Raw genomic sequence first — 13,043 nt, forward strand, 5'->3', positions numbered from 1 at the left:
TGCCCGGGGAACGGGAGGCGAACCCTGGACCGCCCTTGACCGAAACATCGCACGGTCAAGGGCCTTGCTTCATAATTCGTGCATCACAAGTTGCGGCAATGGAGGCGAAACGGTGAGCGGCACGGAGAAGGCTCCTCCCGGGGTGGACACCACCGTCCCCAGCCCGGCCCGGATGTACGACTACATCCTCGGCGGAACGGAGAACTACGAGGTCGACCGCAAGGCCGCGGAGGCGGTCCGGACGAACATGCCCGACCTGGAGGACGCCGCCTGGGCGAACCGCGGGTTCCTGCAGCGGTCGGTGCGCTGGCTCGCCGAGCAGGGCATCCGGCAGTTCGTCGACATCGGCGCGGGCCTGCCGACGCGGAACAACACGCACGAGGCCGCGCAGGCGGTCGCACCCGACACCCGCGTCCTGTACGCCGACAACGACCCGATGGTGGCGGCGCACGCGAAGGACCTGCTGGCCGGGTCGTCCGGGACGGCGTTCATCACGGCCGACTTCCGCGACCCGGACGGGCTGCTCGGGCACGAGGAGGCCCTCGCCCTGATCGACTTCACGAAGCCCGTGGCGCTGCTGCTGGTCGCGGTGACCCACTTCGTCCCGGACGAGGACGACCCGTGGGGCGCCGTCCAGAAGTACATGAGCCGGCTGGTGCCCGGCAGCTACCTCGCGCTGTCCTCCATCACCAGCGAGCGCCAGCCCGACAGGGCGGTCGACACGGTCGAGGAGGTGTACTCCAGGTCGTCCAGCGGCGCGGTCCGCGTCCGGGCGCGTGCCGACATCGAGCGGTTCTTCACCGGGCTGGAGATCGTCCCGCCTTATGAAGGAGGCCCGGCGCGGCTCGCCTACGTTGGGCAGTGGGGTGCCGAAGACCCTGACGCCGCCGACAGTGATGGGTCGCGGTGGGGATACTGCGCTGTGGCGAGGAAGCCGAAATGAGGAAACCCTCGGTCGAGGAACTGGGCGTCGATCCGGACGCTCTGGACTGGAAGCGGTCGGAGAGCGACGAGGGCGCCATCGAGGTGGCGTTCGTCGGGGAGTGGACGCTGCTGCGCACGTCCGGTGACCTGATCTCGGTCTTCGACGAGCACGAGTGGGCGTGCTTCCTGGACGGTGTCAGGAAGGGCGAGTTCGATCGCGCCGCTTCCTGATCCGATGGGATCTGTGATTCACAAGTTCGGAAGGCGTATGCTGATGGCGGCCGGATGTCAAGGGAGGTGGTTCCGGTGAGCGAGGCGTACGGGGCCACCATCGCCAAGCGGGGGCTGGCGCGCCGTTTGAAGGAGCTGCGCGTCGAGGCGGGATACACGGCCAACCAGGTCTGCGACCGGCTGAACTGGGGACGGGGCAAGGTCGGCCGGTTCGAGGCCAACAGCTGGGTACGGCCCGAGCTCAGTGATATCCGCGATCTGGCGCGCATCTACGAGGGCAGCGATCTCGACGAACTCGAAGAGCTCGCCGCTCGCGCGCGCCAGCGGGCCTGGTGGCGTGACTACTCGGATGTGTTCGACAACGAGTTCCCCGGGTTCGAGGGAGACGCGTCGAGCATCCGGGTGGTCATGCCGCTGGTACTCCCGGGGCTGCTGCAGACGTTGCCGTACATGCAGGCGCTCCTGTCGTCCGGCACCAGAACGCCCGAATGGCGCGAGCGCGCCTTGCGGGCCCGGCTGAGACGGCAGCAGATCCTCGACCGGGACGAGCACGCCCCGGAGCTGATCGCGGTCATCACCGAGGCGTCGCTGATGTACGAGTGGGGCGACGCCGGCGACCGGCGGGCCCAGCTCGCCCATCTGCTGACGATGTCCCGGCGTCCCAACGTGGAGCTGCGGCTGCTGCGGCTCGCCGACGGGCTGCACCCGGGCATGTCCACGCTGGTCAACATCTTCCGGTTCCCCGGCGACGAGCCGCCCATGGTCTTCCTCGAGAACGACGCGGCGATCCAGGAGATCGACACCCCCGGCGACGTGGAGGCCTATGACGCCATCTTCGACCAGATCCGCCAGGCCGCGCTCGGCCCCGCCGACACCGCGGACCATCTGCAGAAACTGATCTCAACGCTGGAGTAGACCGGTATGGATCTCTCTCAGGCACGGTGGTTCAAGGCCACCGCCAGCGCGAGCAGCAACGGAGGCTGCGTCGAGGTCGCCGACCTCGGGACGGCCACCGGGCTGCGTGACAGCAGGACCCCGGAGGCCGGGGCGCACGTCGTCGCCCGGACCGTCTTCGCCTCGTTCCTCGAAGACGTCCGCGCGGGACGCTACGACCGCTGACCGGGCCGCACACAGATCCCCCAGGGCTGCACCCCTGGGGGATCTTCATGTGTGCGGCCCTCTCTCAGGCGACGTCCACGCTACAGCGGCACGACCGCCCGGTCGCCTGTCCGCCGGTACACGCTTCAGGCGCTCCCAGGCGATGTGGTTTGGACCATTTCGGGCGCATCGGTGAACGTCTCACTTGTGGGTGAATGATCCTTGCGGTCCGCTGCCCGAGGTGGCCGGAAATGTGCGAGGCTTGGATCTGTGATTCACACATAGCGAGTCGCGAACCATGAGGACGCATGTCGCGAATGTCTGGATCCGACCGGCTCCGCTAACGACCCCTGTGAGGGTGGGCGTCATGACGAAGGCCGCAGCGATGTGCGGGATCCCCTGGAGGCTGGAGAACGGCGGCTGCGCCGCCCTCCCCCTGCCCGCGGACACCTCCATCGCCAGGGTCGCCCGCGCCCACGTCACCGGCCTCCTGCCCGCGCTCGGCCTGTCGGTCGGCGACGTCGACGACATCACGCTCATGGTCAGCGAGCTGGCCACCAACGTCCTGCAGCACGCGACGTCCCGCGACGGCTCCCCGGGAGCCGAGCTCTGGGTCTACCAGCGCGACGACGGGCACGGACGGGACGAGCTCGTCGTCAAGACCTTCGACACGCTGCGCGGATGGCGCCCGCCCGCCGGCCCCGGCGACGACGTCCTCGACCACGGCCGCGGCCTGGAGATCGTCGAGCTGCTCGCGCGGGGCCGGTGGGGCCACCACCCCACGCGGTCCCGGCTGCGGACGCCGGCCGTCCCCGGTAAGGCGACCTGGTTCGCCCTCCCGCTCCCGCACACCGTGCGCCGCCGCCATGTCTGGCGGGTGGACGGGCCGCACGCCACGCGGGACCTCCACGCCCTGATCGTCCGGCGCGGGATCGTCCACCTCACCCCCACCGAGAAGTCCGGTCAGCCCGTCCTGCACGGCCAGGGCGACCTGACCGTCTGGTGCGAGGCCGCGTCGTTCCGCTGGTGCGCCCGCTCCGGCGCGGTCGGATGCCTGCCCATCACCGACATCACCGAAGCCTGCGAACAGATCGTCCAGCTCTGCGAGACGCTGGACGACCCTGAGCGCGGGTGACCCCGCCCGGCGTCGCGTGGCCCGGCGGGGGGGGCGGGCCACGCGACCCCCGGGCGTCAGCCCGCGATCTCCTTCCGGACGCGCCGGGCCGCCGTGACGAGGTTGCGCAGGGACGCCTCCGTCTCCGGGTAGGCGCGGGTCTTCAGGCCGCAGTCGGGATTGACCCACAGCCGCGCGGGCTCCACCGCCCGGAGCGCGCGCCGCAGGTTCTCCTCCATCTCCTCCGCGGACGGGACGCGCGGGGAGTGGATGTCGTACACGCCGGGCCCGATGCCGTTCTCGTACCCGGCGGCGCGCAGGTCGCCGACCAGCTCCATGTGGGAGCGGGCCGCCTCGACGCTGGTGACGTCGGCGTCCAGCTCGCCGATCGTCCCGATGATCTCCCCGAACTCCGAGTAGCACATGTGCGTGTGGATCTGGGTGGTGTCGGCGACCCCCGAGGTGGCGAGCCGGAACGCACCGACCGCCCAGTCCAGGTAGGCGGGACGGTCGGCGGCCCGTAGCGGCAGCAGCTCGCGCAGCGCGGGCTCGTCCACCTGGATGACGCGGATCCCGGCCGCCTCCAGATCGGCGATCTCGTCCCGCAAGGCGAGGGCGACCTGGCGGGCGGTGTCGGCGAGCGGCTGGTCGTCGCGGACGAACGACCACGCCAGCATCGTCACCGGACCGGTCAGCATCCCCTTGACCGGCTTGCCCGTCAGCGACTGCGCGTACGTCGCCCACTCGACCGTCATCGGACGGGGCCGCGCTACGTCGCCGTGCAGGATCGGCGGGCGGACGTACCGCGACCCGTACGACTGCACCCACCCGTGCTCGGTCGCCGCGTACCCGTCGAGCTGCTCGGCGAAGTACTGCACCATGTCGTTGCGCTCCGGCTCGCCGTGCACGAGGACGTCCAGCCCGAGCTCCTCCTGCAACGCGATGACGCGGGCGATCTCGTCCTTCATCGCCTTCTTGTAGGCCTCCTCGCTGATGCGCCCGGCACGGCGGTCGGCGCGGATCTTGCGGATCTCGGGCGTCTGCGGGAACGAGCCGATCGTGGTCGTGGCCAGCGCGGGCAGCCCCAGCGCCTTCCGCTGGGCGGCGAACCGGGCGGCCCGGTCGCCCCGCCGCCCGTCGCCGAGCGCCTTCACGCGTTCGCGGACGGCCCTGTCGACCGCCGGCCTGGTCGCCGTGGCCTCGGCGGGCACGTCCTCGCGCAGCGCACGCCCGAGCCCGACGACCTCACCGACCTTCTGCCGGGCGAACGCGAGCCGGCTCCGGACGTCCTCCGCCAGCGACGTCTCGGCGTCCAGGTCGATCGGGACGTGCATCAGCGAACACGACGTGCTCACCACCAGCCGGTCGACCAGCCCGAGCAGCGAGGCGCAGGTCGCCCTGGCCCGCCGCTGGTCCGTCCGCCAGACGTTGCGCCCGTCGACCACGCCCGCGACGAGCGTCTTGCGAGGCAGCCCACCCACCGACGCCAGCACGTCGACGTTCTCGGGCCCCGCGACGAAGTCGAGCCCGACCGCCTCGACACGGCTCTTGGCGAGAACGCGCAACGCGTCCACGCCGACTCTGCCGAAGTAGGTGGCGACCATCAGCCGCGGCCTGCTGGTGAGGCGCCCGAGCCCCGCGTAGGCGCGGGCGAGCGCGTCGATCTCCTCGGACGTCCGGTCCTCCACGAGCGCGGGCTCGTCCAGCTGCACCCATTCCGCGCCCGCCCCGGCGAGCCGCTCCAGCACCTCGGCGTACACGTCGAGCAGCCCGTCGAGCAGGCTCAGCGGGCGGAACCCGTCCACCGCGGGCTTGGCCAGCAGCAGGTACGTCAGCGGCCCGACGAGCACGGGCCGCGTCTCGATCCCGAGCGCCTTCGCCTCCCGGTACTCGGCGAGCGGCTTGGCCGCCGCCCCCTCCGCCAGCCGGAACCGCGTCCCCGGCCCCACCTCGGGCACGATGTAGTGGTAGTTGGTGTCGTACCACTTGGTCATCTCCAGGGGCGGGACGTCCTGGACACCGCGCGCCATGGCGAAGTACCGGTCGAACCCGGTCAGGTGGCGATAGCGGTCGGGAATCGCATCGACCCACACGCTGGTGTCGAGCACGTGGTCGTAGAACGAGAACGTGTTGGACGGGACGCTGCCGAGCCCGGCGTCGCGCAGCCGCGTCCAGACGTCCGCCCGAAGGCGGGCACCGGTCTCGGTGAGCGCGCCGGCGTCGATGCGTCCGGCCCAGTGGTTCTCGGTGGCGACCTTGAGTTCCCGGTTCGGGCCTATCCGGGGATATCCGAGGATCGTGGTGTTCATGGCGGCTTCCCTCGCTCTGCCACGGGCGGACACGCGGGAAGGGCGCACGGCACGGCGTCGCCGTGGCGCGGACCGTCCCACGAGGCCGCGGACCACCGCACGCCGGCCGGCGCGCGGGCGGAGGCAGGTCTTCGGACTCGCGGGCATCGCCTCTCCGAGGCGTCCTACTGGCCGTCGCTTCCCAGGCCGCGTGGCCCAGTGCGTGATGACGGCGGTCGTTCCCGCTCACCGCTGCGGGGCAGTCCCGGACTCGCACCGGGTTCCCTCTTACGACGCTCACGCAGAACGCGAGCGAACCATCCGCACTCCCACCCTACCGACCCCCAGGCAGGTCGCCTGACCGATGATTCCTCCGCGCCGTGCCCGCGCCGAGCGTGGCAAGTCGGTCGGTGGTCCGCGTACGTTCGGCTGGCAGGAAGACCGGATCAACCTCGAACCCGAAGAGGCCGGCCTCTCCGCACCGAGAAGAACAAGGCCGAAGCTGCGGCGGACACCCGACGCAAGCGCGCTTCGACCGACATCGCCGACATCCGGCGGCGCTGGTACCTGGCTGAGGTAGACGGCGGGCTCCCGCTTTCCGTCAAGCGCACGTACGTCCGGGAAGCGTTCCACGCGGTGATCGTCCACCCGCAGGCAAGGGACGGGCGACCTTCAACCCCGACCTCCTCGAACCGGTCTGGCGGGACGACTGAGGGAAAGAGGAGAGCCCCTGTCCGCTGCTGGCTGATGGACGGGGGCTCTCTATGCCTGTGGGGGTAGCCCTATTAGGGCACGTCGTGGGCGCCGTGCTTGATGGCCTTTGCTAGCTGGCGGAAGAGCTCGGCCGGAAGCGTGATGTGGGGGCCGCTCGGGTCCTTGCTGTCGCGCACGCCGATGTTTCCAGAGAGGTTCGCAACCTCCACGCAGTCGGACTGCGCGCCCGTACCGCTGCGCTTCGACTTGCGCCACTGGGTCATGTGTACTTCTCCAATTCGGCCTCCAGGAGGGCCCGAGTCGGGCCGACCGGGGCGGCGATGTCGCTAACCAAGTCGTACCTTACTGCCACCTCTTGGACGTCGAACGGGTCCATGAGGAAGCGGCCACGCGTCGCCGCTTCGGTGTAGGCGAGATCCCGGTCTCCGACCGTGAGGATCTTGAAAGGGCCGTCAAGCCCTGGATGCGCCCCCGCGCTCTTCTCCACAACTCGGACGCTGACGTGGGGAAGCTCGCTCAGCTCGATCAAGCGGGCGAGTTGGCCGCGCATGACGTCAGCGCCCCCCACCACTTGTTCAACCGCTGCCCAGCCGAGCAAGGCCGCCACCCTCGGGGGCTTCGGCTTGTCGAACACGGCTGCCTGTCGTGCCAGTCGCCGCTCAACGGTTGCTCGGGGGTCGTCCGCCGTTCCAGCGTTCAGCGCGGCACTCGCGTACTCCGGCGTCTGGAGCAGACCGGGGACGACTGACGCCTCCCACATCCTGATCCGTGTTGCGCGAGCTTCGAACTCGGCGAGTTCCAACAGCCAGTCACCATCGTCGGCGCGCTCGGCGAACCCGATCAGGGCCGTGAACATGCCGTCCGTGTTCCACATGCGATCGATGATCTCCGCGTGCTCCCGTTTGAGCCTGAGCCGGTCGGACTCGTACCTGGAAACAGTGGAACGGTCACACCCAAGCAGGTCGGCGAGAGCCTGCCCGGACAAATGGTGCGCTTCGCGATAGCGGCGCAGGTGGACCGCAATGAAGTGCCAAAGCGACCTCGTCGAGTCGAGCGATTCCCGCGCGTGCATGACCCCTCCCACATGTTGCGGACCGTTCCGGAACGTAGCGAGCGTAGCCCGATGCGGGCACGCTTGACAGCCGAAGCAACCGGAGACGTTCCGAAGGTCGTAGCGATGTCCGCACCCGCCCCCGAAATCCCGACACTCCTTCTCGACCCCGACGACTGCGCGCCAGCACTAGCGCGAGACTTCCTCGCCGCGCAGTTCCGCGAGTGGGGTTCCACGGACGACTTCGTGGGGCGGCTGGTCGTGAGTGAGTTGGTGACCAACGCATGGCGGCACGGCGACGGTCAGATCATCGTGCGGATCTTCCGCGACGTCCGTGCGGCCTTGGCGGTAATCGAAGTGTGGGACCAGGGGGAGGGGCTCCCGGCGGTCGGCCCCGAGGACTTCGAAGCGACCTCGGGACGGGGCCTCCTACTGATGTCGCAACTCGTGCACGACTGGGGAACCCGACCGATTACGGAAGGCGGAAAGATCGTATGGGCCAAGTGCGCCCTCTGAGCGCTCAGGTTGAGCGGTACGTCTTGCGTTGGCGGACGTGCCGAGGCGGCGCTACGGGGGAAAGGTTCCTGAACCTGTTGGTCGTGGCCCTGGAGCCTCGGGGCTGGCGGCCCGTCCGGCTCTATCGCGCACAAGGGTTCACGCTGCCGCTGCTATGGGTCTACGTCAGCGGTCCAGACGATCACGTCGGGCTCGGGGTAACCGCGCTGGCTGTTCCCGGCGGCATGTGGGGCTACCACGTTGCGGAGCGCGGGCGGTGCGGCTACCTGGCGCCCTGCGGCGATGCCAAAGCGGCGGCCGATCAGGTCGAAGCCCTTCTCAGGCACCGCATGTTCCCCGGCACCTGGTAGGCCACAGGGGGACGATCCCATGGGGTGGGCTTAAGGGTCGTCCCTCGTTTCCGGCGGTGACGCGCGGCCCTGGCTGGGGAGTTCGGGCCGCCGCTCGTCACCTGCCGCCCCGCCTCTCTGTTTCGCCCCCGTGGCAGAGAGGCGGGGCCTCCTGACGATTGCCGCGCGGCTACTTGAGGGCCGCGGCCTCCCTTGAGTGCTGACCGGGTCGGGGCCGGCGGAATGGCCGCAGGCCACCCCGTAGGGGCGACCGTGAGGGAGTTCGGGCCGGCGCCGTGTCGGCAATTCCGTCTTAAGCGTCGCCCGACCTGGAAGCCGCTGCCCGACAATTCTGTGCCTGCCGTGCGCGGGGCCTGGCTCAGCTTGCGCGGTGCGGTACGTGCGGGCCGTCCACGGTGGGGCGGCCGTCCACGGTCCCGCCCTGCGGTGGACGGGCCCAACCACGCACCCGCCCCGCGCCCACATCAGAGCATGAGACCCGAAACCGTCCATGGCCCGCAGATTGAAGCTGGTCGGGTCCGGACTTGCGCGGGGGCGGGGCCTCGTAGCCTCGATCGGCGGACGGGCAGCACCTGCCTGCCCGCAAAAGCCCGTCCCGAGGCCCCGCGAGGGGCCCCCGCGCAAGTCCGGAACCGGCCAGCGGACACGAGTGTTTCTGTCCGGCTCATCTGGTCTAGCGTCACCAATTAGACTGTATTGACCGGCTAAGCTATATTCGAGAGAGGTATTGGGATGTCTTTCAAAATCTCTCAGAGCTTGATTGATAAATACTCGGCTGGACCGCCTGATTGGAAGGTGACGCAGGCGAAGAATCTACACGAGAATATTCGTAAAGCGCTCGACAATAGCGACGGGAGTAAGTTCGATACCTTCCTGCAAGGATCTTATCGAAACAATACCGCAATCAAAGAGATCAACGATGTCGATATCGTTGCACTCTATGATCCTTGGAGTTCCCCCGAGTCGGACGCTCGCTGGAACGGCTGTTTGAGCGTATTGCGACCATCATCGGTCGCAGCAACCTTGTATCAGGGCGAGTAGAATTGGGGGATAAGTGCGTCAAAGTTCTGGGACCTCTAAATGCGGATATAGTCCCTGCTATCAGCCGCACCCCATACAGTTCGAAGGACCCGATCAAAGTCTACTCCAGGCGCGAGCGTTCAGAGCGAGACAACTATCCGCGCACTCATCGCCAAAACGGCGTGACAAAGCAGTCTCGGACTGACGATACCTATAAGGCTACAGTCAGGCTGTTTAAGACCTGGGCTCGTCAATACGAGTCGATGACCGCGCCATCCTTCTATATTGAATGTGCTGTTCATAGTGTCGCAAACTCTGAATTCAACACCTATCTTCCACTTTCATTCGCCAGTGTGGCCATGCAGTTGATTGGCTATACAGCGAATACGGTCGTCCGCTCCGTAGCCGGTGACAAGGATATTCTTACGCAACAGGAGTGGCGATACACGGATTTTGCGGACTTTCAATCTCGATTGCAGGATGACGTTCCAAGGGTCCTCGCTGCTATACGCGCTGAGACACAGGCAGAAGCAAACGCTAAGTGGCGAGCGGCCTTCGGGGACTTTTAGTATATATGCTTACCTGTGTTTACATGCGCGAAACCCTCACTGTGCCATAATTTCCATCTCGATGTCTATTGGTTTCATACTGCCCACTTAGAGAGTTCTTATCCTCGGATAGTATAAGCTCCACTATGCCTGAATGTGGGGTCATGGTAGGTCGGGCGGCAGTATTTGGTTCGTTGGAATAGGCGTAGCGCAAACCCTGAGATCGCCCTAGCTCGGAACATGCCATCGCCATATTGGAGTATGACGTTGACGTTTCCGTGCTTAGTTTCACAAGAATTCGACTAGCGGTTTGCTTGATGATTATCCGACAAGGAACAGTTGTTCCGCCACTGTAATTGCTGTGCAGGCTCCCGGACCATTCGCCGGAGAAATCGATGATTCCGGAAAGTGTTCCGCCAAAAAGCGTCCAGCGCCATGCCTTCAGATCATAGATGCGCCAAGCTATCGCATAGCATCCGAAAACGGCTGGCGCGTCGAGCCACCATGGGGGACTAAAGCCTAAAGTGGTGTAAAGGACGCCGAGTAGATACGCTAGGCCGATGCCGATTAGAACGCAACCGGCAATGGCTAGACGGTGTCTTTCCAGGGTGTCTATGGAATAACTGTGCATAACATTCCTTAGTCTTCTGCGGTCAGGTGCCATTTTATGCCACCGTTGACCTCTGTAGGTGGACTCTCGTCGGGAGAAGGTCCGGGCGGACGGACGGCACACGCGGCCCGGACCGATCGACAGGCGCCCGCCGTGGCGGGCGCCCTTGACCCTGTAATGAATTTCCTCGACGCCCGAGGGCTCGGTCAGCTTGCCTTCTGGGACTCGTCACGCTCTGTGTGGTGGCTGCGGATGGCTCTGGCCTGCTGGATGCGGGTGCGGGCTTGTTCGGCCCAGAAGTGTTCGCCGTGGAGTAGGCCGCTGCCGAGGTACTTCCATTGGCCTGTGGTGACCGTCGTGCGGTCGGGGTCTGGTTCGGGTTGTCCTGCGGCTTGGCGGGCTGCTTGGGCAGCGCGGTCGGCTCGGGCCTGACGTAGCTCGGCCAGGGCGAAGCACGTCCAGATCATGCGTCGGGCGTGGTCGGAGACCTTGAGTGACTCGATCTGTGTCGCGTAGCGGATGGGGCGGTCTACGGTGCCGGAGTCCTCGGCGCCCTTGGTGGCGTACTTGGCGATGTAGCGGGAAGGAGGGGGCCGTCAGAGTCAGGAACACGCGGGGGCGGTCGTTCCCGCTCACCGCTGCGGGGCAGTCCCGGACTCGCACCGGGTTCCCTCTTACGACGCTCACGCAGAACGCGAGCGAACCATCCGCACTCCCACCCTACCGACCCGCAGGCAGGTGACCTGACCGATGATTTCTGCGCGCCGCGCCGGTCTTAACTTCCAGTACCGACTCGACAGGAGCCTGACGCGATGCGGAAACTGACCTTCGGCATGAACGTGAGCCTGGACGGCTACGTCGCCGCGCCCGGCGACGACCTCGGCTGGAGCGTGCCGAGCGACGAGCTGTTCCAGTACTGGTCCGACCGGGTGGGGGCGACCGGCCTGTCGCTGTACGGGCGCAGGCTGTGGGAGACGATGAGCTCCCACTGGCCGACCGCCGACCAGCAGCCGGGCGTCACGCCGGCGGAGGTCGAGTTCGCCCGCCGCTGGAAGGACATGCCGAAGGTGGTGTTCTCGTCGACGATCGACAAGGTCGACTGGAACACCCGCCTGGTCAGCGGCGACGCGGTCACCGAGATCGCCCGGCTCAAGGCCGAGGACGGCGGCTCCATGGACATCGGCGGCGCCACGCTCGCCGCGGCGGCGATGCGGGCGGGGCTGATCGACGAGTACGTGCTGGCCACCGCACCGGTCCTGCTGGGCGGCGGCACACCGTTCTTCACGGCCCTGGACAACTGGGTGAACCTGACCCTGGTCGAGACCCGGACGTTCCCCGACGGCGTCCTCCTGACCAGGTACGAGACCAAGCGCTGACCGCCCGGCCTCGGGCCTGCCGGCGCCGCCGGAAATTGGGTCGGATTCAGTGGTTGACGATCCGGCCTGTCCGGTGACTGTTGTTCATGGTGACTCGCTGGCCGAGTTTGGGAGCACGGATCGCGGTCACTTCGCTGGTCCCGCCTCTGCCTTGTTCTCCGTGGGCGCAGGGGCGGGATCACGCCCTTCCCTATTAGCCGGCGTGCGCCTGTGGTGTCGCGGCTTCGGCTACGCGCATTTCTTTGACTGTCTCAGCGTCGGGAAACGGCTCTTTGCCCAGAGTCTTTCACTGAGGGCGACGAACTTTCGTGCGTCTCGGCTCTCGCGGCTGAAGACGTTTCGCATGCGGCGGATCATGCAGGTCGCCGGGCTCGGTGAGACCGTCGTGTGGATCCGGCGAGAGGAAGGTGTGTGCGGTGGCTGAGTCGTATGTCGTGACCGGCGGTGGCCGGGGTGTGGGGCGCGCGATCGTCGAGCGGTTGGTGGCGGATGGCGGGCGGGTCGTCGTCATCGAGTTCGACCCGGAGGCCCTGGCGTGGACGGAGGACCATCCGGCCGTGAGCCCGGTCGTGGGCGATGCCTCCGAGGAGGCGGTCGCCGAGCGTGCGGCTGATCTCGCGCAGGAGGTGGGGACGCTGGTGGGGTGGGTGAACAACGCCGCTGCTTTTCGGGACGCCGTGAACCCGTCTGCGCGGGAACTCCTCGGGCTGGTCGCGATGAACTTCGAACCGGCGGTGGTGGGGTGTGTAACCGCCGTGCGGCGGTTCGTGGACGCCGGGACGGGTGGCGCGATCGTCAATGTCTCGTCGCATCAGGCGCAGCGGCCGGTGCGCGGGGCGCTTCCTTATGCGACGGCCAAGGCGGCCATTGAAGGTTTCAGCCGGGCCCTGGCCGTTGATCACGGGCCACACGGGATCCGCACGAATGTCGTGGCGCTCGGTTCCATCACGACCGAACGGTACGAGGCCTTTCTCGGACGGCAGGCGCCCGAGGAGGTCGCGCGGATCGAGAACGAGATGCGGTTGCTCCACCCGGTGGGGCGGGTCGGGCGGCCGGACGAGGTGGCGGCGGCCGTGGCCTTCCTGCTGTCGGACGGGGCGAGTTTCGTCAACGGGGCCGTGGTCCCCGTGGACGGCGGGCGGCACGCGGTCGGGCGGGATCCCGAAGAGGTCTGAGGCTTTTCGCGGACAAGTGCTCGTGGGG

The 13,043-nt window shown here is 67.5% G+C and carries 13 protein-coding genes and 2 riboswitches; of the genes, 10 read left to right on the forward strand and 3 right to left on the reverse strand.

Translation table 11 applies throughout. The features are described from left to right. Nucleotides 1-112: 112 nt before the first annotated feature. The 5 genes from ABGB11_RS31145 to ABGB11_RS31165 all read left to right on the forward strand — a co-directional run bounded on the left by ABGB11_RS31145 (nucleotide 113) and on the right by ABGB11_RS31165 (nucleotide 3,388). Nucleotides 113-943, forward strand: a complete 831-nt coding sequence (locus tag ABGB11_RS31145) for an SAM-dependent methyltransferase (protein ID WP_347638659.1) — start codon at nucleotides 113-115, stop codon at nucleotides 941-943. After that, nucleotides 940-1,155, forward strand: coding sequence for a DUF397 domain-containing protein (locus tag ABGB11_RS31150; RefSeq protein ID WP_347638661.1), 216 nt, complete (start codon nucleotides 940-942; stop codon nucleotides 1,153-1,155). The genes ABGB11_RS31145 and ABGB11_RS31150 overlap by 4 nt, the downstream gene beginning before the upstream one ends. Before the next feature lie 75 nt (nucleotides 1,156-1,230). Beyond that, a complete protein-coding gene (locus ABGB11_RS31155; protein WP_347638663.1) occupies nucleotides 1,231-2,070 on the forward strand; it encodes a helix-turn-helix transcriptional regulator in 840 nt (279 codons plus the stop codon). A 6-nt stretch (nucleotides 2,071-2,076) separates the two neighbouring features. Continuing rightward, nucleotides 2,077-2,274, forward strand: a complete 198-nt coding sequence (locus tag ABGB11_RS31160; RefSeq protein WP_347638665.1) for a DUF397 domain-containing protein — start codon at nucleotides 2,077-2,079, stop codon at nucleotides 2,272-2,274. Nucleotides 2,275-2,620: 346 nt separating this feature from the next. Continuing rightward, on the forward strand, nucleotides 2,621-3,388 hold the full coding sequence (locus ABGB11_RS31165; protein ID WP_347638667.1) for an ATP-binding protein: 768 nt from the start codon (nucleotides 2,621-2,623) through the stop codon (nucleotides 3,386-3,388). 56 nt (nucleotides 3,389-3,444) lie between these two features. Here the strand turns inward: ABGB11_RS31165 and metE are convergent, their stop codons facing one another. The 3 genes from metE to ABGB11_RS31180 form a co-directional block, all read right to left on the reverse strand. After that, nucleotides 3,445-5,676 carry a 5-methyltetrahydropteroyltriglutamate--homocysteine S-methyltransferase gene (gene metE / locus ABGB11_RS31170; RefSeq protein WP_347638669.1) on the reverse strand — a complete coding sequence of 744 codons (2,232 nt, stop codon included), beginning with the start codon at nucleotides 5,674-5,676 and terminating at the stop codon, nucleotides 3,445-3,447. Between the two features lie 121 nt (nucleotides 5,677-5,797). Next, a riboswitch (cobalamin riboswitch) is annotated at nucleotides 5,798-5,975 on the reverse strand. A gap of 465 nt (nucleotides 5,976-6,440) precedes the next feature. Next, a complete protein-coding gene (locus tag ABGB11_RS31175) occupies nucleotides 6,441-6,632 on the reverse strand; it encodes a DUF397 domain-containing protein (RefSeq protein WP_347638671.1) in 192 nt (63 codons plus the stop codon). Continuing rightward, on the reverse strand, nucleotides 6,629-7,441 hold the full coding sequence (locus ABGB11_RS31180) for a helix-turn-helix transcriptional regulator (protein ID WP_347638672.1): 813 nt from the start codon (nucleotides 7,439-7,441) through the stop codon (nucleotides 6,629-6,631). Before ABGB11_RS31180 ends, ABGB11_RS31175 begins: the two co-directional genes overlap by 4 nt. 105 nt (nucleotides 7,442-7,546) lie before the next feature. Between ABGB11_RS31180 and ABGB11_RS31185 the strand changes: the two genes are divergently transcribed. The 5 genes from ABGB11_RS31185 to ABGB11_RS31205 all read left to right on the forward strand — a co-directional run bounded on the left by ABGB11_RS31185 (nucleotide 7,547) and on the right by ABGB11_RS31205 (nucleotide 13,015). Next, nucleotides 7,547-7,936, forward strand: a complete 390-nt coding sequence (locus ABGB11_RS31185; RefSeq protein ID WP_347638674.1) for an ATP-binding protein — start codon at nucleotides 7,547-7,549, stop codon at nucleotides 7,934-7,936. 83 nt (nucleotides 7,937-8,019) lie between these two features. Then, entirely contained in the window at nucleotides 8,020-8,286 is a 267-nt protein-coding gene (locus ABGB11_RS31190; protein ID WP_347638676.1) for a hypothetical protein, read from the forward strand. 732 nt (nucleotides 8,287-9,018) lie between these two features. After that, nucleotides 9,019-9,327 (forward strand): nucleotidyltransferase domain-containing protein, encoded by a 309-nt coding sequence (locus ABGB11_RS31195; RefSeq protein WP_347638678.1) that lies wholly within the window; start codon nucleotides 9,019-9,021, stop codon nucleotides 9,325-9,327. Nucleotides 9,328-10,967: 1,640 nt separating this feature from the next. Then, nucleotides 10,968-11,187, reverse strand: a riboswitch (cobalamin riboswitch). 89 nt (nucleotides 11,188-11,276) lie between these two features. Further along, the gene (locus tag ABGB11_RS31200; protein ID WP_347638680.1) at nucleotides 11,277-11,840 is read left to right on the forward strand and encodes a dihydrofolate reductase family protein; all 564 of its coding nucleotides are present in this window, start codon (nucleotides 11,277-11,279) and stop codon (nucleotides 11,838-11,840) included. Between the two features lie 434 nt (nucleotides 11,841-12,274). Continuing rightward, nucleotides 12,275-13,015, forward strand: a complete 741-nt coding sequence (locus ABGB11_RS31205) for an SDR family oxidoreductase (protein WP_347638682.1) — start codon at nucleotides 12,275-12,277, stop codon at nucleotides 13,013-13,015. The last annotated feature ends 28 nt before the right edge of the window (nucleotides 13,016-13,043 follow it).

It is taken from the genome of Actinomadura sp. B10D3 (genome assembly GCF_039871695.1).
Taxonomy (GTDB): Bacteria; Actinomycetota; Actinomycetes; order Streptosporangiales; family Streptosporangiaceae; genus Spirillospora; species Spirillospora madurae.

Bases quoted from the DNA above. Each gene is read 5' to 3' on its own strand.
- ABGB11_RS31175 (WP_347638671.1), bottom strand. From the start codon at position 6,632: ATGACCCAGTGGCGCAAGTCGAAGCGCAGCGGTACGGGCGCGCAGTCC.
- ABGB11_RS31180 (WP_347638672.1), bottom strand. From the start codon at position 7,441: ATGCACGCGCGGGAATCGCTCGACTCGACGAGGTCGCTTTGGCACTTC.
- ABGB11_RS31165 (WP_347638667.1), top strand. From the start codon at position 2,621: ATGACGAAGGCCGCAGCGATGTGCGGGATCCCCTGGAGGCTGGAGAAC.
- ABGB11_RS31200 (WP_347638680.1), top strand. From the start codon at position 11,277: ATGCGGAAACTGACCTTCGGCATGAACGTGAGCCTGGACGGCTACGTC.
- ABGB11_RS31185 (WP_347638674.1), top strand. From the start codon at position 7,547: ATGTCCGCACCCGCCCCCGAAATCCCGACACTCCTTCTCGACCCCGAC.
- ABGB11_RS31150 (WP_347638661.1), top strand. From the start codon at position 940: ATGAGGAAACCCTCGGTCGAGGAACTGGGCGTCGATCCGGACGCTCTG.
- metE (WP_347638669.1), bottom strand. From the start codon at position 5,676: ATGAACACCACGATCCTCGGATATCCCCGGATAGGCCCGAACCGGGAA.
- ABGB11_RS31195 (WP_347638678.1), top strand. From the start codon at position 9,019: ATGTCTTTCAAAATCTCTCAGAGCTTGATTGATAAATACTCGGCTGGA.
- ABGB11_RS31160 (WP_347638665.1), top strand. From the start codon at position 2,077: ATGGATCTCTCTCAGGCACGGTGGTTCAAGGCCACCGCCAGCGCGAGC.